The following is an 18387-nucleotide window of genomic DNA, read 5'->3' as shown; positions in this document are numbered from 1 at the left end:
GGTGCAGGCCTGTGGGACAACCGCCGGACAACCGCCGGACAACCGCCGGACAACCGCCCGATGTCTGTTCGACGTCGGCCCGGTGGGTCGGTCAGGCGAGCGGGTAGAGCCGCTCCAGGACGGCGGCCACGCCGTCCTCGTCGTTGCTGACGGTGACCTCGTCGGCGACCGCGAGCAGTTCCTCGTGCGCGTTGGCCATCGCGACACCGTGCCGGGCCCAGCCGAACATCGGCACGTCATTGGGCATGTCGCCGAAGGCGATGGTGTCGGCGGCCCGGACGCCGAGGCGGCGGGCGGCGACGGCCAGCCCGGTGGCCTTGGAGAGGCCCAGCGGCAGCAGTTCGACGATGCCGGCGCCCGCCATGGTGACGCCGACCAGCCCCCCGGCCGCCTGCCGGGCCGCCTCGGCGAGGTCGTCGTCGGTCAGTCCGCGGTGCTGGATGTACAGCTTGCTCACCGGGGCGGCGAGCAGTTCGTCCCTGTCGACCCGGACCACCGGCAGGTCGGAGCCGATCACCAGCTCGTAGCCGGGACCGGCCAGCACCTCGCCGTCCAGGCCGTCCTGGTTGGCCGCGACGGCCATCGGACCGGTCTCCGCCTCGATCTTGGCGATGGCCAGCGCGGCCAGCCGGCGGTCCAGGGTGAGCGAGGTGAGCAGCTTGTGCGCGCCCGCGTCGTAGACCTGCGCGCCCTGGCCGCAGACGGCTATGCCGGTGTAGCCGATCTCGTCGAAGACCGGGCGGGCCCAGGCGGCCGAGCGGCCGGTGACGATGATGTGCAGCGCCCCGGCGCCGGTGGCGGCGGCCAGCGCCGCGCGGGTGCGCTCGGAGACGCTCTCCCCGCTGGTCAGCAGGGTGCCGTCGAGGTCGGTGGCGACCAGCCGGAAGGGCAGGCCGCCACCGTCGTCGACGGGGGAGACGGGGCTGGGGCTGATGCTGCTCATGGGCCGTGCGTCTCCCGGGAGTTGCTGGTGCTGCGGGTGCTGCGGGGTGCTACTTGACGGGCGGGAGGACGGAACGGCCGCCGAGGTACGGCCGCAGCGCCTCCGGGACCACCACAGAGCCGTCGGCCTGCTGGTGGTTCTCCAGGATCGCCACGATGGTGCGCGGGACGGCGACCAGGGTGCCGTTCAGCGTGGCCAGCGGGCGGACCTTGCCCTCCTCGCGCATGCGGATGGAGAGCCGGCGGGACTGGTACTCGGTGGTGTTGGAGGTCGAGGTGACCTCGCGGTACTTGCCCTGGGTCGGGATCCACGCCTCGATGTCGTACTTGCGCGCGGCCGAGGCGCCGAGGTCGCCGGAGGCGACGTCGATCACCCGGTACGGCAGCTCCAGCGCGTTGAGGAAGTCCTTCTCCCACTGGAGCAGGCGGCGGTGCTCGGCCTCGGCGTCCTCGGGCGTGGTGAAGACGAACATCTCCACCTTCTCGAACTGGTGGACGCGGATGATGCCGCGGGTGTCCTTGCCGTAGGTGCCGGCCTCGCGGCGGAAGCAGGACGAGTAGCCGGCGTACCGCAGCGGCAGCTTCTCGGCGTCGATGATCTCGTCCATGTGGTACGCCGCGAGCGGGACCTCGCTGGTGCCGACGAGGTAGCGCTCCTCCTCTTCGAGGAAGTAGACGTTCTCGGCGGCCTGGCCGAGGAAGCCGGTGCCGTCCATGGCGGCCGGGCGGACCAGGGCCGGGGTGATCATCGGGGTGAAGCCGGCCGCGGTGGCCTGGGCGATCGCCATGTTGATCAGGGCGAGCTCCAGCAGCGCGCCAACACCGGTCAGGTAGTAGGACCGCGCTCCGGCGACCTTGGCACCGCGCTCGGTGTCGATCGCGCCGAGGATCTGGCCCAGCTCGACGTGGTCGCGGGGCTCGAAGCCCTCGGCGGCGAAGTCGCGCGGGGTGCCGATCTCCTCCAGGGTGACGAAGTCCTCCTCGCCGCCGACCGGGGCGGCCGGGTCGATGAGGTTCGCCAGCGAGCGGAGCAGGCGGTCGGCCTCCTCCTTGGCCGCGCCCTGCTCGGCGTCGGCGGCCTTGACCTCCTCGGCGAGCGCCTTGGTGCGCTGCAGCAGGGCGGTCTTCTCCTCGCCCTGGGCCTTGGCGACCTGCTTGCCGAGCGTCTTCTGTTCGTTGCGCAGCTCGTCGAAGCGACTGCCCGAGGACCGGCGCCGTTCGTCGGCGGAGAGGAGGGCGTCGACCAGGTCGACGTCCTCGCCACGGACGCGCTGCGAGGCGCGCACTCGGTCAGGGTCCTCACGAAGCAGGCGAAGGTCAATCACGGGCCCAAGCCTACCGGGCGGGGGCCCTTCCACCGGTACGGGTTTCCGGCTGGGGATAACTCCACGGATCCTGTGGATAACTTCTGTGGAGAGCCGCCTCGGGCAGGGTTATCCACAGGCTTGGGGCCGGGGTTGTGGATTGTTGGGCGGCGGTGAGGGGCGGCGGGCAGAACCGGGGAATTGAGGTTTCAAACCTCGGCCGCCCTTCCCGAGTGAGGGAATTGAAGCACTCGGGCGGGTGATTTGATGGCACACGGGTGACTCTGGTCCGATTAGTCATCTCTGCGCCACTAACCGGTGGTCCGACCGATGTGGGCGATGGCTATACCGGTTTGTCGATTCATCCCCAGGCCTGTGGATAACTTTCGGCTGTGGACAGTCCACAGCCCTGTGGACAGCCGCTTCCGGTGGCGGCGCGCCTGTGGACGACGGGTGCGGTGACCCCGACCGCCGTCCGGACGCTGGGAAAAACGGTCGGAAACAGTCGAATACGGTCGGGAAAACGAAAGCCGTCGATCAGATGTCGCCGCGCCCGTCGAGGCAGCGGGAGAGCCAGTCGGCGGCCTCGGTGAAATCGGTGTCCGAGGTCCCCGGCCGCTGGTGCCTGGAGGTCTGCCGGTCGGCACGCGGATAGGAACCGAGGAAGCGCACCTGCGGGCAGATCCGCTTGAGGCCCATCAGCGCCTCGCTCACCCGGCGGTCGGCGAGGTGCCCCTCGCAGTCGATCAGGAAGCAGTAGTTGCCGAGCCCCTCGCCGGTCGGCCGGGACTCGATCCGCATCAGGTTGACCCCGCGCACCGCGAACTCCTGGAGCAGCTCCAGCAGCGCGCCCGGATGGTCGTCCGGCAGCCAGACCACCATGGAGGTCTTGTCCGCGCCGGTCGGCGAGGAGACCCGCCCCGGCCGGCCGACCAGGATGAAGCGGGTGGTCGCGTTCTGCGCGTCGGCGATCTCCTTGACCAGCGGGTCCAGGCCGTAGATCGGTGCCGCGAACTCGCCCGCGAACGCCCCGTCGAAGCGGCCCTCGGCGACCAGCCGGGCACCGTCGGCGTTGGAGGCGGAGGACTCCCAGCGGGCGTCCGGCAGGTTGGCCGCCAGCCAGCGGCGCACCTGCGGCTGTGCCACCGGGTGGCTGGTCACGGTCGCGATGTCGGCGAGCTCGGTGCCCGGCCGCACCAGCAGCGCGAAGGAGATCGGCAGCAGCACCTCGCGGTAGATCATCAGCGGGGAGCCGGCGGCCAGTTCGTCGTTGGTCGCGGTGACGGCCCCCTCGACCGAGTTCTCGATCGGCACGAACGCGCCGGACGCCTCGCCGCCCCGCACCGCGTCCAGCACCAGCGGTACCGAGGACAGCGGCACCAGCTCCCGGGTCGCCGCCTCGGGCAGGGTCCGCAGGGCCGCCTCGGTGAAGGTGCCCGCCGGGCCGAGATAGGTGTAGCGGGTCGCCGACATACCGCCTCCGTCGAAAGGGGTTACAGAGCAGTCACCTTAACCACTTCGTCCCCGGCCCATGAACGCGTTTCAGCCCCTGGGCAGGGGACGGAGCGGACGGCGGCGGGGGCGGGAGCGGCTACCCCTCCAGCAGCGGCTGGCCCACGTAGCCGCCCTCCCGGGCGCCCGGCGGGACGGCGTACAGGCCGCTGGCCTCGTGCCGCAGGAAGCGGGAGAGGCCGTCGCCCCGGGCGAGCTTGCGCTGCACCGGGGTGAAGCCCTTGCGCGGGTCGGCCTGGAAGGCCAGGAAGAGCAGCCCGGCGTCCGGGGACCCGTCGGCCAGCAGGCCGTCGTGGTACGAGAAGCCGCGCCGGAGCATCGCCGCCCCGCCGTTGGCGGCCGGTGCGGCGACCCGGATGTGCGCGTCGGCGGGGACGGCCAGCGAGCCGTCCGGGCCCTGCGCGGCCAGGTCCACCGGGCTGGACTCGCCGCCCGGGGCGGGCGCGTTCAGCGGGGCGCCGTCCGACTTGCGACGGCCGATCACCCGTTCCTGACGGTCCAGCGGGAGCGCCTCCCAGTTGTCCAGCAGCATCCTGATCCGCCGGAACACCAGGTACGAGCCGCCAGCCAGCCAGTCGGGCCGGTCCGGCCCGGCGGTGCAGAACACCGTGGTGTCGAAGCCGTCCTGGCCCGGCTTGGGGTTGTTGGTGCCGTCGATCTGGCCCATCAGGTTGCGGCCGGTCATCGGCCGGGCGGTGGCGCCGGGCGTCCGGGCGAAGCCGGACATCTGCCAGCGCAGCGCCGCCGTCCCGGCCGCCTGGCGTTGCAGCACCCGCAGCGCGTGGACGGCGACCAGCGCGTCGTCGGCGCCGATCTGCACGAAGAGGTCGCCGTCGCCGCGGGCCGGGTCGAGGGCGTCCGCCGGGAAGGCCGGCAGCGGTTCGAGCGCCGGCGGGCGGTGGTCGGCCAGCCCGGCCTTGTCGAACAGGGTGGCCCCGAAGCCGAAGGTGACGGTGAGCGAGCAGGGCCCGGCGTCCAGCGCGACCTGGTTCTCCTGCTCGTCGGCCGGCTCGCCGACGGCCAGCCGGGCGGCCGTCCGGGACCAGCGCCGCAGCAGTGCGCGCAGCCCGTCCCGGCCGGCGCCGTCGGCCAGGTCGAACGCGGCCAGCTGGACCCGGGCCTGCTGCGGTTCGAGGATGCCGGCCTGGTGCTCGCCGTGGAACGGCACCCGGGCCGCGCCGAGCGCCCCGCCGCCCGCCGCGGGCGCGGCGGGGGAGGTCCGGTCCAGGGCGGTGGCCCCGGCCGCGCCGGCGCCCGCCCCGATCACCAGGCCGGCCCCGGCGGTGCCCAGCAGGGCCCGCCGGGTGAAGCCGGTACCGGTCGGCCTGGCGGCGGAGCTGTCGGCGGAGGCACCGGCGGACGCGGTGTCGGCCGTGGTCTCGGTGTTCATCGCGTTCACCCGATCTTCAGCTGCTTGATCTCGGTGGCCTGGTCGATGTCGGAGGAGCGGACCGCCACCGAGACCACCCAGTTCCCGGCCAGCGGCAGCTGTGCGGTGCCGCTCCAGCGCCCGGTGCCCTCGGGGGTCAGCGCGACCGGCAGCGGGCCGAGGTCGCGGTCCGGCAGGGTGAAGGCGAGCTGCACCTCGGGGACCTCGGCCGGCTGCCCGTCCGTGCCGTCCAGTGCGAGGTGCACCTCGTTGGAGCCGGTCCCGGCCGGGTTGAGGGTGACGGTCGCGGTGCCCTTGGCGTTCGGGGTCCGGCCCTTGGTGTCGTACGGGAGCTTGAGCTCCAGGGTCTTGCCGGGCACGGTCTGCGGGGCCTCCGCCGAGCCGCCGGCCGGGGCGGTGCCGGCGGTCGCCGCCGCCGCGACCTCGCCCGCCACCCGGCCGGGCGGCGAGTTGGTGAGCATCGTGGTGACCACCAGCACGGCCACCGCGACCAGCGCCTCGATCAGCACCGAGCGGCGCAGCCCGGCCCGGGTGGGGGTGAGCCCGCGGTCGCGCCCGGCGTTCTCCCGGGCGGCCTGCTGGCGGGCCAGCTGGGCCTGCCGGACGGGGTCGTCCGAGTGCGCCGTGACGGCGACCGGTTCGCGGGCCTCGACGGGCGCGGCGGTCGGCGCCTCGTCCGGGGCGGTCCGCAGCCGGGCCAGCCAGGAGCGGGTGAACCAGGCGACCACCAGCATGGCGGCCACGCAGCCGGTCTTCACCAGCAGCAGCCGCCCGTACTCGGTGCCGGTCAGCGTGCCCCAGCTGCCGAGGCCGCGCCAGGACTGGTAGACGCCGGTGGCGGTGAGCACCGTGACCGAGCCGATGGCGACCTTGGAGAAGCGGCCGACGGCGTCCGCGCCGAGCCCGTGCCGCAGGCCGACCAGCAGCGCGGCCAGGCCGCCCAGCCAGAACGCCATGGCGATCAGGTGCAGCATGCCGAGCGGCAGCGCCAGCCAGACCTGGATGCCCACCGAGGCGTGGTCGGCGCCGGCCCAGGTCGCCGCGAGGGCGACCGCCAGCACCAGCCCGGCCACGCCGAGGCCGAGCCGGGCGTCCCGCTCCGGGCGTTCGGCGGCGCGCTGTTCCAGCCGCCGCAGCTCGGCCTCCTCCGGGTCCTGCGTCCCGGTGACCGCGGGCACCGCGCGCGGCGGCTGGCCGAGCTGGCCGACCAGCAGCGACAGGAACACCCCGCTCGCCGCGAGCAGCAGCAGCCGGGCGGCCAGCGCGGTGCCGATCCGCTCGTCCAGCGTGGCGCGCACCAGCGACAGGTCGAAGGCCTGTCCGAGGCCCGAGCCCCGCTCGTACGGGCCGCGCAGCATCAGCACCGCGACGGTGGAGAGCAGCAGCGCCACCCAGCCGGTCATCAGCAGACGCTGCACCGAGCGCCGGGCCGCCCCGGCCGGCCAGCAGATCAGGACGAACGCGGCCGCGCCGGCGAGCAGGGCGAACGCCCCGTACGCGACGGTCCGGCCGGTGCCGTAGAGGGCGGCGACCACGTCGTCGGCGTCGGCGCTCTGCAGCGAGCCGGCCGAGACGGAGGTGTCCGAGGGCGCGCCGATGGAGAAGGTGAACGCCCCGCCGATCGGGTGCGAGTCCTCGGAGACGGTGCGCCAGGCGACCGTGTACGTGCCGTTGGCCAGCCCGCTGTTCAGCCCGACCCGGACGGTGTTGCCCTTGCCGTCGGCGTGGGCCGGGTTGCCGCTGTCGACCGCCTTGCCGGCCGGGTCGAGCACGCGCACCGAGTCGGCGGAGAGCGAGACGGTCTCGCTGAAGGTCAGCGTGACGGCCTGCGGCGCGGTGGGGACCACCGAGTTCTGGCCCGGGTCGGCGGACTGGAGGGCGGCGTGGGCGGCGGCCGGCCCGGCACCGCCGAGCAGCAGCGCGAGCAGCGCTCCGAGGACGCCCAGCAGTCCGCCGAGCCGGCGGTGACTGACCTTCAGCATGTCGCGGATCCCCTTTACTGCTGACCGGGGCGGTAGGTGAGTTCCTTGACCGGCACCTTGACCGAGATGGTTCCGGCCTTGGCGAAGGTCAGGTCGAGTTCGAGCTCGTCACCGAGGGCGGGGGCCTTCTGCCATCCCATGATCATGAGATGCGTGCCGCCCCGGGCGAGCTGCAACGCGCCGTGCGCGGGGACGTCCAGTCGGTCGACCTGCTCCATGGTGGAGGCGGTGGAGCGGTGCATGGTGACCGACTCGGCGGCCGGGCTGGAGACCTTGACCAGCTGGTCCCCGCCGGTGCCGTCGTTGCGCACGGTCAGGTAGCCGGCCGCCATCCCGCCCGCCGGGGGCAGCGGTATGTAGGAGTCGGCGACGCTCAGCCTGGCGGCTCCGCCGCCGGAGGCGGTGGCGGTGGTGTCCGTGCCGCCCGCACCGCAGGCGACCAGGATGGCGCCGCCGCCCAGTGCCGTCGCCAGTACCGCCCCGGCGAGTGCCGTCCGCCGGAAGCCGAGTGCCTCGCGCCGGCCGGCGGGGCGCCCGGTGCCGGGGCCGTTCATGCCGCGACCCCCTTGGCGAGCAGCGGCAGGTCGTGCTCGTAGGTCTTCTCCTCGGTGCCGCTGAGGTAGAGGACGTGGGCCTTGTCGTCGGAGGGCAGGAAGGCCAGCACCTGCGCGCCGTGGGTGGAGGTGACGGTGCCGTCCGCGTTGACCACCGGGTCCTCGATCATGATGCCGAGCGACCGGGCCGCGGTCTTCACCTTGGCGAGGTCCCCGGTGAGGCCGATGAAGTCGCTGCCCATCGAGTCGAGCCAGGTGCGCAGCACCTGCGGGGTGTCGCGCTGCGGGTCGGTGGAGACGAAGACGACGTTGATCTTCTGCCGTTCCTCGGCGGAGAGCTTCTTCATCGCGACGCCGATGTCGCCCATGGTGGTCGGGCAGACGTCCGGGCAGCTGGTGTAGCCGAAGAAGAGCAGGGTGGTACGGCCGTTGGTCTGCTGGCGCAGGTCGAACGGCTGGCCCGCGGTGTCGGTCAGCTGGAGGTCGGGCTTCTCGAAGTGCTTGCTGAGCACGGTGCCCTGGTAGGGCGAGTCGGCCTTCTGCTGGGTGACCTTGGCGGGGCTGTTGCCGCCACCGCCGTCGGAGCCGCAGGCGGTCAGGGTGAGGGCGGCGGCGAGCGCGACGGCGGCGGCGCCGGCCAGACGGGTGGTGCGGGGGGTGCGGGGCATGGGAGTTCCGATCGTGCGCGGTGGTTCACCGGCGGGGCCGTACCCGGGTGCGGGTACGGCCCCGCCGGTGCGAGGGTCAGGAGGCGGCGCTGCCGTCCTTGCGGCGCAGGCCGAGGATGCCGAACGCGGCGCCGATCACGCCGACCACGATGCCGACCACGCCGAGCACCCGGGCGGTGGAGTCGCTGCTCTTGGCGGTGGAGCCGGAGGCCTCCGAGGAGGTGCTGCCGCCGTTCATGCCGTGGCTGTCGGCCGCGGCCGGGGCGGCGGTGACGCCGTGGTCGTCACCGCCGGTGGCCTTGGTCAGCTTGAGCACGGGGGCGGGCTTGGCGGGCTCGGGCTGGCCGTCCTTCGCCTCGTCGATCCAGCGGACGATGTCGCCGTTGTCGTAGCTCTGCAGGGCCTTGAAGGTCAGCGTGTCGGTGTCGGTCGGCAGCGGGCCGAGCGAGACGCGGAACTCCTGGAACTGGCCGGGGGCGATCTTGATACCCGCGTCGGCGGTCCAGGTGATCTTGGAGATGGCCTCGTTGACGTCGCTGCCGTGCACCTTGATCGGCTTGTCGAGCTTGGACTTCTCGACGGTGGTGGTCCACCCCGGCAGCGGGAGGGTCCGGACGGAGGCCAGCGGGTGGTCCAGCGGGAGGTTGATCTCCAGCTTCACGGTGCCGGCGGTGTCGCTCTCGTTCGGCACCCGGAAGTCGACGGCCGTGTAACCGCCCTGCTCGGCGCTGCCCGGGTTGACGGTGACGTGGGCGAAGGCGGGGCCGGCCAGCACCACGACGGAGGTCGCGGCGGCGAGGGCGACGGCGGCGATACGGCGGGTGGGAAGGGAACGCATGATGGGGGGCTCCGTTCGGAGGCTCGGCGGGCAGGCCCGCTCCCGGGCACGGACGAACCGTGTCTCGGCGGGGCCGCGCGGCGGGGGGACGTGGGGGGCCGCAGGCCCGGGTGGGGCGGTTACGGCTCGGCTGATGCGTAGCCCGGAGCCCGGTACGGACGGGGGTACCGAGGTCGGGTCAGTACGCGAGCGCGCCGAGCGGAGGGCCGCGCCGCACCACGCTGTGCCGCAGCGCGGCACCGGCCGGCGGCGGGTTCTCCCCGCCCCGTGCGCCGTACCGGCGGGCCGGGCCGCCTGAGGTGCCGATCAGCCCGCGCAGCAGCTCCGCGACCAGCGCGAACGCCGTCCGCAGCGGCGTCGCCCAGTGCTCCCGGGCGGCCTCGGCGGTGATCCGGAGCAGCCGCCAGAGCGCCGCCTCGCCGCGCCGCAGCCACCAGCCCGCCACCAGGGCGGCGGCCAGGTGGGCGGCGAGCATCGACGAGGTCATGCCGAACACGCCGCCCTGCCACCAGGGCACGACGGCGTACGCCTGCGGGTCCAGGCCCGCGCTGGAGACCAGCTGTTCGACGGAGGGGTTGCCGGGCAGGCCGGTCAGTGTGCCGGGGCGGGCCTCGTTGCAGATCAGCCGGCCGGCCACCTGCGGCAGGGTCAGCGGCCCGGAGCCGCCGTGCTGCATCCCCGCCATGGCACCGGCCGCCGTGCCGGCGTGGCCGCCGAAGGCGTGGAAGAGGCCGTGCAGGCCGAGCTGGCCCGCACCGAGCGCACCGGCGATGGCGGTGAGCGAACGCTCCCGCCCGCCGAGGGCCACGGCGAGCACCAGGACCGCCGCGAAGCCCGTCGCGAGCGCGGGCAGGGCGACGTTCCCGCCGCCGGCCAGCGCGTGCCCGCCTGCCGCTATCAAGGTGCAGACCAGCGCGAACGGCACCGCCCGGGCAAGCCGCAGATCCCAGGCGGCGGCCCCCACCGGCGCATCCGGTGCGGGGGCGCCCGGGAGCGGGGCGGCGGCGAGGGCAGTCATGGCCGGGCCATCATCTCATCGCCTGCCTCGCCCCCGTGGGCAGGGTGGGAAATCCCTACGAATGCCCCGTTCGGTCCCGCGTGCACGCCCCCGCGTGCGCCGCTCGGCACAGACCACGGCGGCAGTCCATCCGCCGAACGGGCGGTAGCGGACCTTCGGCACGGTTCACCACCGGAACGCCCGGAGATACCTAGTTGTATGTGGAGCCGCAGCCAGGAGGGACTTCCCGTGGACATCTGGTGGACTCTGCACCTCAAACGCGACCCGGCCAGCGTGCCGCTGGCGCGGCGGATACTGCTGGGCGCCATGGCGGCGGCGGGCGTCGATCCGCAGATCGCCCAGGACCTCGGGGTCGCGCTCAGCGAGGCCTGCGCCAACGCCGTCGAGCACGGGGCCGGCGGCCGACCGGGCGAGGGCTTCCAGGTGACCGCCTCGATCGGCGGCGACCGCCTGCGGATCGAGGTGACCGACTCCGGCCCCGGCCTGCCCGCCTCGGCCCTGCCGCCGTCCCTGCCGGCCTTGCCGCCCCTGCCGTCCGCAGTGCTGTCCGCGCCGCCGTCGCGCCGGCCGACCGCTCCGCCGTCCCGCCCGGCCGCGCACCGGCACAGCCGCCGGGGCCGCGCCGCCGTCCCGGCCCGCGTCCTCACCGGCCACCGCGTCCGCCACGCCGACCGCCCCTACGACACCCATGTCCTGCCGTCCTGCGGACCGGCCGACGCGGTGCCCGGCCTCCGCCCGGTCGACCTCGACACCCTCCCCGACCTCACCGCCGAGTCCGGCCGCGGCCTCTTCCTCATCCACGCCCTCACCGACCACGTCCAGCTCCGCAACCACCCCCTCCGCGGCGCGATCGTGAGCTTCGACAAGATTCTCCGGTGGCCGGACGACACCCTGCTCCGGTCGGTGTCGTAGCGCGGCTCCGTCCCGGCCGGTCCGCCGCGGGCGGCGCCGGGGTCAGACCTCGGTGCGGGGGCGGCGGCGGGCGAGGAACAGCAGGGCGGCGCCGAGGGCGAGGGCGGCGGCGCCGGTGAGGGCGATCGGGCGGGTGCCGGTGCCGGCGCCGGTGTCGGCGAGGTGGGCGGCCGGGGGCGTGGTGGCCGGGCCGGTGGACGCCGGGGTGGTGGCCCCGGTGGCGGGGGCGCGGTCGGCGACCGTGAGGGTGCCGGTGGCGGAGCCGGTCAGCTGGGGGCAGGTGTACTTGCGGGCCGGGGCGGAGCCGGACGGCAGGGGCTCGGTGAGCGCGGCGAAGGCGAAGCGGTACTGACCGAGCGGGGCCTTCGGGCCGGCGGCGATCCGCAGCTGGAGGGTGAGTTTCTCGCCCCGGGCGAGCTGGAACGTGCCGGTGTCCAGCGGCTTGCCGGTGAGCCGGACGGGCTTCCAGTCGGAGCCGGGTGCGCGCAGCCGGAGGTCGAAGGAGTCGGCCGGCACCGTGCCGGCGTCGCCCTGGGCGGTGAGCGTCAGGGTGGTGGCGAGCTGTCCGATCGTCGCCGTGCTGCTGTTCTCGAACACCGCGGTGATCTCCTGGGCCTCCCCGCCCGGGACGAGGACACCGGCCGGTCCGGTGACGGTGGCCGGCATCGGGGACTGCGTCACGCCTTCCGGGCAGCCCGGGATGGTGGAGGGTGAGCCGGGCGACTGCGTGGCCGTGGTCGTGGCAGTGGCAGTGGCAGTGGCAGTGGCGGACGGACCGGCGGTCGCGGTCGCCGACGGGCTCGCGGTGGCCGACGGACCGGCGGTGGCCGTGGCGGTGGCGGTGGGGTTCGGCGAGGCGTCGGCGGCCAGGGCGGCCGCCGTGCCGGTGGCCGTCGCGCCGACGGTGAGCACGAGCAGCGTGGACGCGGCCAGCAGGCGGGAGGTGCGCACGGTCATCGCTCCAACGGTGGGTTCGGTGGACGGTCTTCGGGTCGGAAGACCACCGAGAGGCGCGAACGGTTGTCCGCACCCCCGGTTGCCGGTGCCGCACGGCCGCCGGACGATGGGGGAATGATGCACCAGATGCGAGCCGAGTACGGCGCCGACGGCCCGGCCGCCGGGGTGCGGCTCTGGCACATGGTCCGGGCGTCCGAGAGCGTGGCGATGTGCGGCCGGGAGCTCGATCCGGACGCGCCCGTGCGGGAGCCGGCGGACTGGGGGAAGACCCCCGAGCTCTGCTGCCACACCTGCGGCGCGTACTTCCTGCGCGAGACGCCGTATCTGGCCACCGAGCACCCGTGACGCACCGGCCGGGTCTACCGTGACCGGTATGGACGTGATCGGCAGGCAGACGCCCCTGGTCCGGCCCCGGTCACTGGTCCGGGAGGCCGCCGGGCTGCGGGCCGGCGACCCGGACCTGGCGGTCCACGTCGACCGGCTCTGTGCCCGGATCGAGCGGGTGGACCCGCTGGTCCGGGCGTTCCTGCCGGAGTCCGGGCGGCTCCACCGGCTGCGCGCCGAGGCCCGCGCGCTCGCCGCCCGCCACCCCGACCCGGCGACCGCGCCGCCGCTGTACGGCGTGGCGGTCGGCGTCAAGGACATCGTCCATGTGAACGGCCTGCCCACGCACGCCGGTTCGGCGCTGCCGCCGGGCGTGCTGGCCGGGCCGCAGGCCGCGGTGGTGGACCGGCTGCGGGCGGCCGGGGCGCTGGTCGCGGGCAAGACGGTCACCGCCGAGTTCGCGGCCAGCGCCCCCGGTCCGACCCGCAACCCGCACGACCTGGGGCACACCCCGGGCGGGTCCAGCAGCGGTTCGGCGGCGGCGGTCGCGGCCGGGCTGGTGCCGCTGGCGATCGGCACCCAGACCGTCGGCTCGGTGATCCGGCCCGCCGCCTACTGCGGGGTGGTGGGTTTCCGGCCGACGTACGGGCGGATCCCGATGGACGGGGTGATCCCGAACGCGCCGAGCTTCGACACCCTCGGCCTCTTCACCGCCGACCTGGCGGGCGCCCTGCTGGCCGCGCCGCTGCTCTGCGACGGCTGGCGGGCCGACGGCCGGCCGGTCGACGACTGCCAGGCCGACGGCAACGGGCTTGCCGACGAAGGCCGGTGGACGGACGAGGGGGCCGCGCCGCCGGTGCTGGGGGTGCCCGTCGGACCGTACCTGGAGGCGGCCCGGCCGGAGGCGCTGAAGGCCTTCGCGGAGCAGCTGGAGCTGCTGGCCGCCACAGGTCTGACGGTGCGCCAGGTCGATCTGCTGCCGGACATCGCGGAGTTGACCCGGCAGTTGCAGACGGTCAACCGCTTCGAGCTGGCCCGTAGCCATGCCGACTGGTTCACCCGATTCGGCGGCCTCTACCGGCCGGAGACGGTGGCGGGCATCCGGCACGGCCAGAGCGTCGCGCGGGAGGACCACGAGGCGGCGCTGCGCGCCCGTGAGCACTTCCGCGACCGGATCGCCGAGGAGACCGGGCGGGCCGGGGTGGACCTCTGGCTGGCGCCCTCCGCCACCGGGCCGGCGCCGCCCGGGCTGGACAGCACCGGCGACGCCGTGATGTCGCTGCCCTGGAGCTACGCCGGGCTGCCCGCGCTCAGCCTGCCCGCCGGGCCGGCGGCCGGCGGTCTGCCGCTCGGCCTCCAGGTGGTCGGCGCGGCCGGCGCCGACGAGCGGCTGCTGGCCCAGGCGGCCGTGCTGGAACGGGCGTTGGGCCGGGTCCGGGGGGTCTCGGGTCAGGGCGTCCGGTAGGCGTCGCCCGGAGCGAGCACGGGCGTCGCCGGGTCGGTGGCGTCCGCCCGGAGCAGGCGCAGGGCGGCCAGGGCGGCCCGGTCGTACGGCGTCGCCTCGTCGAACAGCACGGCCTGTGAGTTGGCCGTCTCCAGGACGGCGACGAGACAGAACGCCAGCCCCTCCAGGTCGGCGTCGGCCCGCAGTTCGCCGGTCGCGCGGGCCTCCGCCAGGGTGCTGAGTACCAGGGCGTGCCACTCCCGCGCGCAGGCGGCGAGGGCGTCGCGCACCGGGCCGGGGCGGGCGTCGTATTCGGCGGTCACCTCGAAGAAGAAGCAGCCGCCGGGGAAGACCCTGGCCCGCGAGTACGCCAGCCAGCCCTCGCAGAGCCGGCGGGCCCGGTCGAGCCCGGGAGGGAGGTCCGCCACGGGCGTGATCACGGCGTCCGAGAAGATCCGCCGGGCGGCCCGGACGGTGGCCAGTTGCAGCTCCTCCTTGGAGCCGAAGCCGGCGAACACCCCGCTCTTGCTCAGTCCGAGGTCGGTGGCGAGCCGGCCGATCGACAGCGCGTCCAGACCCTCGACGGAGGCGATCTCGACCGCGCGGCGCAGCACCGTCCGGCGGGTCTCCTCGCCGCGCAGGACCCGTCCGTCCGTGGTCGAACCGGCCACCGTCCACCTCGGTCTCTCGTCGTGTTCCGTGCCGCCAGGGTAGCGGGGCGCCCGTGCCGCCCGGCCCGGAAGAGCGGAGGAAGGGCCGGTGGGCGGCCCTAAAAATGTACGAACGGTCGTGCTAATATCCTCGCGAGTTCGGCCCCCGCACCCAGGCACGCCCGTCAGACCCGACAGGGAGACCCCATGGACCCGGCCGTCGCACTGATCCGCACCACGCTCAACACCACCTCGCTGCTCGCTCCCCGGCTGGCCGGGCGCGGCGCGTTCGAGCTGTTCCGGCACCCGGTCCGGCGCGGCCGGCTGCGCGAACGCGAACGCGACGTCCACCGGCAGGCCGCCACCGAGCGGCTCACCGTCAACGGCAAGCGCGTGGTCGTCTACCGCTGGGGCGACGGCACCCGGCCCGTCCTGCTGATGCACGGCTGGCAGTCCCGGGCCTCCCGCTTCGCGGCCTACGTCCCGCGGCTGCGGGCGCTCGGCCTGAGCCCGGTCGGCTTCGACGCCCCCGGGCACGGCGAATCCGGCGGCCGCGCCACCACGGTGCTGGAGTACCGCGAGATCGCCGGGCGGCTCCAGGAGCGGTACGGCGACTTCGAGGCCGTCGTCGCGCACTCGCTCGGCGTCGCCGCCGCCTTTCTCTCGCTGCGCGAGGGCCTGCGGGCCGGGCGGCTGGTCGCGCTCTCCGGGGTCAGCGAGTTCTCCGGCCTGCCCACCGCCTTCTGCGCCGGCCTCGGGCTGAACGCCCGGATCGCACGGGATCTGCGGCGCCGGGTCGGCGGGGAGATGTTCGCGGGCGTCGACGACGTCTGGGAGTACTTCGACGCCGCCCGCCGGCCCGAGGAGATCGGGCTGCCGATCCTGGTGGTGCACGACGAGGGCGACGACGTGGTCGGCCTGGACCACGCCCACCGGCTGAAGGCCGCCTACGGCGACCGGCTCGAACTGCTGGTCACCCGGGGGCTGGGCCACCGCAGGATCGTCGCCGAACCCGCCGTCGTCGACAACGCCGTCGGCTTCCTGGCGGCGCGCCAGGAGGTGGCATCCGCATGAAGGTGCTCGAACTGCACGCCCGTTCCCTGGAGTTGGCCGCCGAGGTGGTCGACGCCGTCCGGCCGGACCGGTTGGCGCTGCCGACGCCCTGCGCGGGCTGGACACTGGGCCGGCTGCTGGCGCACGCGGTCGGCCAGCACCGGGGCTTCGCCGCGGCGGCGCGCGGTGCCGGCCCGGACCTCGCGCTCTGGGCGGACGCGGAGCTCGGGGGCGACCCGGCGGGCGCGTTCCGGCGCTCGGCGGACGAGCTGGTGGCCGCGTTCGCCGGGGCGGCCTCGGCCGGACGGGAGTTGTGGCTGCCCGAGATCCGGGCCGGCGGCACCTTCCCGCTGCGGCAGGCGGCCGGCTTCCAGTTGCTCGACACGCTGGTGCACGGCTGGGACGTCGCGGCCGCCCTGGGGGCGCCGTCGGGTCTGGTGGCGGCGGTGGAGGCCGACCGTCCGCTGGCCGCGGCCCTGGTGGCGGTGGCGGAGCTGGTCCCGGCCGAGCCGCAGGACCGGGGGCCGGGGCGGGCGTTCCGCGAGCGGCGCGAACCGGGCGGGTCCGCCGGGTCCGCCGGGCCGTTCGACCGAGCGCTCGCGCTGCTCGGACGGGACCCGGGCTGGACGCCCGCGGCCTGAGCGCCTGCGCGGGTGTTTTCAGCGGTCGTCGCGCCGCTCGTCGGGAAAGCGCGGCCCGCCGATCAGGAACAGCAGCGCGGCGGTCGGAAAGCCGGTCGAGGCGGCCAGCAACACGATGAACTGCCAGACCATCCCGTGCTCCTCGTCAGTCCCGGGCCGCCGGAACCCCCGAAGGAGATCCCAAACCTGACAGGCCCTGATCGGCCGAATTGTCCACTCGATATCCGACGGTATGGCCGAATCACCCCGGCTGCCACCGGACGCCGGGCGGCCAGTGCCCCGCCGTCGGCGCCACACCGGTGCAGCGGTCCGGGCACGGGCGGCGGACGGCGGCCACACTGTCGGGATGCAGGTACAGCTCGCAGGGGAAGCACAGCGGCCGGACCGGGAGAACGAGGACTTCGCGGCGGTCTCGCCGGAGGCGTTCGTCCTGCTCGACGGTTCGAGCACGCCGCCCGGCCTGGAATCCGGCTGCCGCCACGGCACCGCCTGGTACGTCCGCCGGCTGGGGGTGCATCTGCTGGCCCGGCTCACCGACCGCGCGGACCGCTCGATCGCCGAGTGCCTGGCCGACGCCATCGTGGAGACGGCCGCGCTGCACGGCGGCCGCTGCGACCTCGCCCACCCCAACACGCCCGCGGCCATGGTGGTCGCGGCCCGGCGGCACGGCGCCTCGCTGGAGTACCTGGTGCTCGGGGACTCCCTGCTGGTGCTGGAGCCCAAGGACGGCCCGCCGAAGGTGATCGGCGACAACCAGCGCTTCCCGGACGGCGAGGAGCTGCGCCGGCAGGTCTGGTCCGCCGTTCCCGGCTCGGTCGAGCGCGCCGCGCTGCACCTGGAGTACGCGCTGGCCGTCCGGGCCGTGCGGAACACCGGCGACGGTCCGTGGATCGCGGCGGCCGGCCCGAAGGCCGCCCAGCACGCCGAGACCGGCTTCGTCGGCCTGGACCGACTGCACGCGGTGGCCGCGCTGACCGACGGAGCCGCGCGCTACACCGAGCGCTTCGGCCTCGGCGGGTGGGCGGACGTGCTGCGGCTGCTCGCCGAGTCGGGCCCGGCCGAGCTGATCGCCCGGGTGCGGGCGGTCGAACGGTCCGACGCCGCCTGCGAGCGCTGGCCGCGCGGCAAGACGCACGACGACGCCTCGGCCCTGTACGCCGTGCTCTGAGGCCTCAGGGCTTGGGCGTACAGGGCCGGGGGAGGTGCCGGGTCAGTCGACCGGGTGGCCGAACGAGCCGGACTGGAAGTCCCGCATGGCCTGCTCCAGTTCGCGGTGGCTGTTCATCACGAACGGTCCGTACCAGGCGACCGGCTCCCGGATCGGCTGCCCGCCCAGGACGATCACGTCCAGGTTGGGGTGCCGGGAGTCCTGCTTGGCGTCGGCGGAGATGGTCAGGGTGTCGCCCTCGCCGAACACCGCGGCCTGCCCGGTGTGGACCGGCCGGCCCTCGGCGCCGACCGTGCCGTCGCCGTTCAGCACGTACACCAGCGCGTTGAAGTCGGGCCGCCACGGGAGGGTGACCTGCGCGCCCGGGGTGATGCTGGCGTGCAGCAGGGTGATCGGGGTGTGGGTGGCGCCCGGACCCTGGTGGCCGTCCAGCTCACCGGCGATCAGCCGGAGGATCGCGCCGCCGTCCGGGGTGGAGAGCAGCTTGACGTGCCCGCCGTGGATGTCCTGGTAGCGCGGTGCGGTCATCTTGTCGGACGCCGGGAGGTTGACCCAGAGCTGGATGCCGTGGAACAGGCCGCCGGTCAGCACCAGCGACTCCGGCGGGGTCTCGATGTGCAGGATGCCGGAGCCGGCCGTCATCCACTGGGTGTCGCCGCCGCCGAGGTGGCCGCCGCCGCCGTGCGAGTCCTTGTGGATGAACTCGCCGTCGATCAGATAGGTGACGGTCTCGAAGCCGCGGTGCGGGTGCCAGGGCGTGCCCTTGGGTTCCCCGGCCGCGTAGTCCACCTCGCCCATCTGGTCCATCATGATGAACGGGTCGAGGTACTTGGTGTCGATCTTGGCGAAGGCGCGGCGGACCGGGAAGCCCTCGCCTTCGTAGCCCTCGGGCGCGGTGACCACGGTGAGGACCGGCCGGGCGCTCGTGACGGCGGGGTCGGGGGTGGCGACGCGCGGGAGGGTCAGCGGGTTGTCGACGGTCACGGCGGGCATGTCGGCCTCCTTCGGGAGTTTGTGGCCTGCATGCACG

The 18387-nt window shown here is 74.7% G+C and carries 18 protein-coding genes; 6 read left to right on the top strand and 12 right to left on the bottom strand.

The genetic code is table 11. From position 1 onward, the window contains the following. Nucleotides 1-91 precede the first annotated feature (91 nt). The 9 genes from ACIO5D_RS22370 to ACIO5D_RS22330 all read right to left on the bottom strand — a co-directional run bounded on the left by ACIO5D_RS22370 (nucleotide 92) and on the right by ACIO5D_RS22330 (nucleotide 10208). A complete protein-coding gene (locus ACIO5D_RS22370) occupies nucleotides 92-943 on the bottom strand; it encodes an HAD family hydrolase (RefSeq protein ID WP_363605268.1) in 852 nt (283 codons plus the stop codon). 49 nt (nucleotides 944-992) lie between these two features. Beyond that, nucleotides 993-2267: a serine--tRNA ligase gene (gene serS, locus ACIO5D_RS22365; RefSeq protein WP_363605270.1), complete on the bottom strand. Its 1275-nt coding sequence runs from the start codon at nucleotides 2265-2267 to the stop codon at nucleotides 993-995. A gap of 516 nt (nucleotides 2268-2783) precedes the next feature. After that, nucleotides 2784-3719, bottom strand: a complete 936-nt coding sequence (gene pheA / locus ACIO5D_RS22360) for a prephenate dehydratase (protein ID WP_363605271.1) — start codon at nucleotides 3717-3719, stop codon at nucleotides 2784-2786. Nucleotides 3720-3837: 118 nt separating this feature from the next. Further along, on the bottom strand, nucleotides 3838-5148 hold the full coding sequence (gene efeB, locus ACIO5D_RS22355) for an iron uptake transporter deferrochelatase/peroxidase subunit (RefSeq protein WP_400797220.1): 1311 nt from the start codon (nucleotides 5146-5148) through the stop codon (nucleotides 3838-3840). 5 nt (nucleotides 5149-5153) lie between these two features. Next, nucleotides 5154-7130, bottom strand: a complete 1977-nt coding sequence (locus ACIO5D_RS22350) for a FixH family protein (protein WP_400654257.1) — start codon at nucleotides 7128-7130, stop codon at nucleotides 5154-5156. Between the two features lie 14 nt (nucleotides 7131-7144). Next, nucleotides 7145-7684 (bottom strand): copper chaperone PCu(A)C, encoded by a 540-nt coding sequence (locus ACIO5D_RS22345; protein ID WP_400797218.1) that lies wholly within the window; start codon nucleotides 7682-7684, stop codon nucleotides 7145-7147. Next, nucleotides 7681-8352, bottom strand: a complete 672-nt coding sequence (locus ACIO5D_RS22340; RefSeq protein WP_400654259.1) for an SCO family protein — start codon at nucleotides 8350-8352, stop codon at nucleotides 7681-7683. Before ACIO5D_RS22340 ends, ACIO5D_RS22345 begins: the two co-directional genes overlap by 4 nt. A 76-nt stretch (nucleotides 8353-8428) precedes the next feature. Next, entirely contained in the window at nucleotides 8429-9190 is a 762-nt protein-coding gene (locus ACIO5D_RS22335) for a YcnI family protein (protein WP_400654261.1), read from the bottom strand. A 178-nt stretch (nucleotides 9191-9368) separates the two neighbouring features. Continuing rightward, nucleotides 9369-10208, bottom strand: coding sequence for a hypothetical protein (locus tag ACIO5D_RS22330; protein ID WP_363605279.1), 840 nt, complete (start codon nucleotides 10206-10208; stop codon nucleotides 9369-9371). Nucleotides 10209-10436: 228 nt separating this feature from the next. Between ACIO5D_RS22330 and ACIO5D_RS22325 the strand changes: the two genes are divergently transcribed. Then, a complete protein-coding gene (locus ACIO5D_RS22325) occupies nucleotides 10437-11120 on the top strand; it encodes an ATP-binding protein (protein WP_400654265.1) in 684 nt (227 codons plus the stop codon). Between the two features lie 42 nt (nucleotides 11121-11162). On the opposite strand, the gene ACIO5D_RS22320 is transcribed toward ACIO5D_RS22325, so the two are convergent. Next, nucleotides 11163-12077 (bottom strand): LPXTG cell wall anchor domain-containing protein, encoded by a 915-nt coding sequence (locus ACIO5D_RS22320; protein WP_400797214.1) that lies wholly within the window; start codon nucleotides 12075-12077, stop codon nucleotides 11163-11165. A gap of 114 nt (nucleotides 12078-12191) precedes the next feature. Between ACIO5D_RS22320 and ACIO5D_RS22315 the strand changes: the two genes are divergently transcribed. Next, a complete protein-coding gene (locus tag ACIO5D_RS22315; protein WP_363605282.1) occupies nucleotides 12192-12422 on the top strand; it encodes a hypothetical protein in 231 nt (76 codons plus the stop codon). Between the two features lie 28 nt (nucleotides 12423-12450). Beyond that, a complete protein-coding gene (locus ACIO5D_RS22310; RefSeq protein WP_400797212.1) occupies nucleotides 12451-13866 on the top strand; it encodes an amidase in 1416 nt (471 codons plus the stop codon). On the opposite strand, the gene ACIO5D_RS22305 is transcribed toward ACIO5D_RS22310, so the two are convergent. After that, nucleotides 13851-14516, bottom strand: coding sequence for a TetR/AcrR family transcriptional regulator (locus ACIO5D_RS22305; protein ID WP_400797209.1), 666 nt, complete (start codon nucleotides 14514-14516; stop codon nucleotides 13851-13853). The two genes, ACIO5D_RS22310 and ACIO5D_RS22305, sit on opposite strands and share 16 nt — an antisense overlap. A 186-nt stretch (nucleotides 14517-14702) precedes the next feature. Here ACIO5D_RS22305 and ACIO5D_RS22300 point away from each other — a divergent pair, with 186 nt between their 5' ends. The 3 genes from ACIO5D_RS22300 to ACIO5D_RS22290 all read left to right on the top strand — a co-directional run bounded on the left by ACIO5D_RS22300 (nucleotide 14703) and on the right by ACIO5D_RS22290 (nucleotide 17357). Continuing rightward, complete coding sequence (locus tag ACIO5D_RS22300; RefSeq protein WP_363605285.1) at nucleotides 14703-15569, top strand: alpha/beta hydrolase; 867 nt, start codon at nucleotides 14703-14705, stop codon at nucleotides 15567-15569. After that, nucleotides 15566-16189 carry a TIGR03086 family metal-binding protein gene (locus ACIO5D_RS22295; RefSeq protein WP_400797206.1) on the top strand — a complete coding sequence of 208 codons (624 nt, stop codon included), beginning with the start codon at nucleotides 15566-15568 and terminating at the stop codon, nucleotides 16187-16189. The genes ACIO5D_RS22300 and ACIO5D_RS22295 overlap by 4 nt, the downstream gene beginning before the upstream one ends. Before the next feature lie 346 nt (nucleotides 16190-16535). Further along, a complete protein-coding gene (locus ACIO5D_RS22290) occupies nucleotides 16536-17357 on the top strand; it encodes an integrase (RefSeq protein ID WP_363605288.1) in 822 nt (273 codons plus the stop codon). Between the two features lie 42 nt (nucleotides 17358-17399). On the opposite strand, the gene ACIO5D_RS22285 is transcribed toward ACIO5D_RS22290, so the two are convergent. Beyond that, nucleotides 17400-18350, bottom strand: coding sequence for a pirin family protein (locus tag ACIO5D_RS22285; protein WP_400797203.1), 951 nt, complete (start codon nucleotides 18348-18350; stop codon nucleotides 17400-17402). Nucleotides 18351-18387: the final 37 nt, after the last annotated feature.

The sequence above is a fragment of the Kitasatospora sp. NPDC087315 genome, from assembly GCF_044744345.1.
GTDB lineage: Bacteria > Actinomycetota > Actinomycetes > Streptomycetales > Streptomycetaceae > Kitasatospora.
The sequence above is the reverse complement of the archived record's forward strand: the minus strand, read 5'-3'. Positions and strand labels throughout refer to the sequence as shown.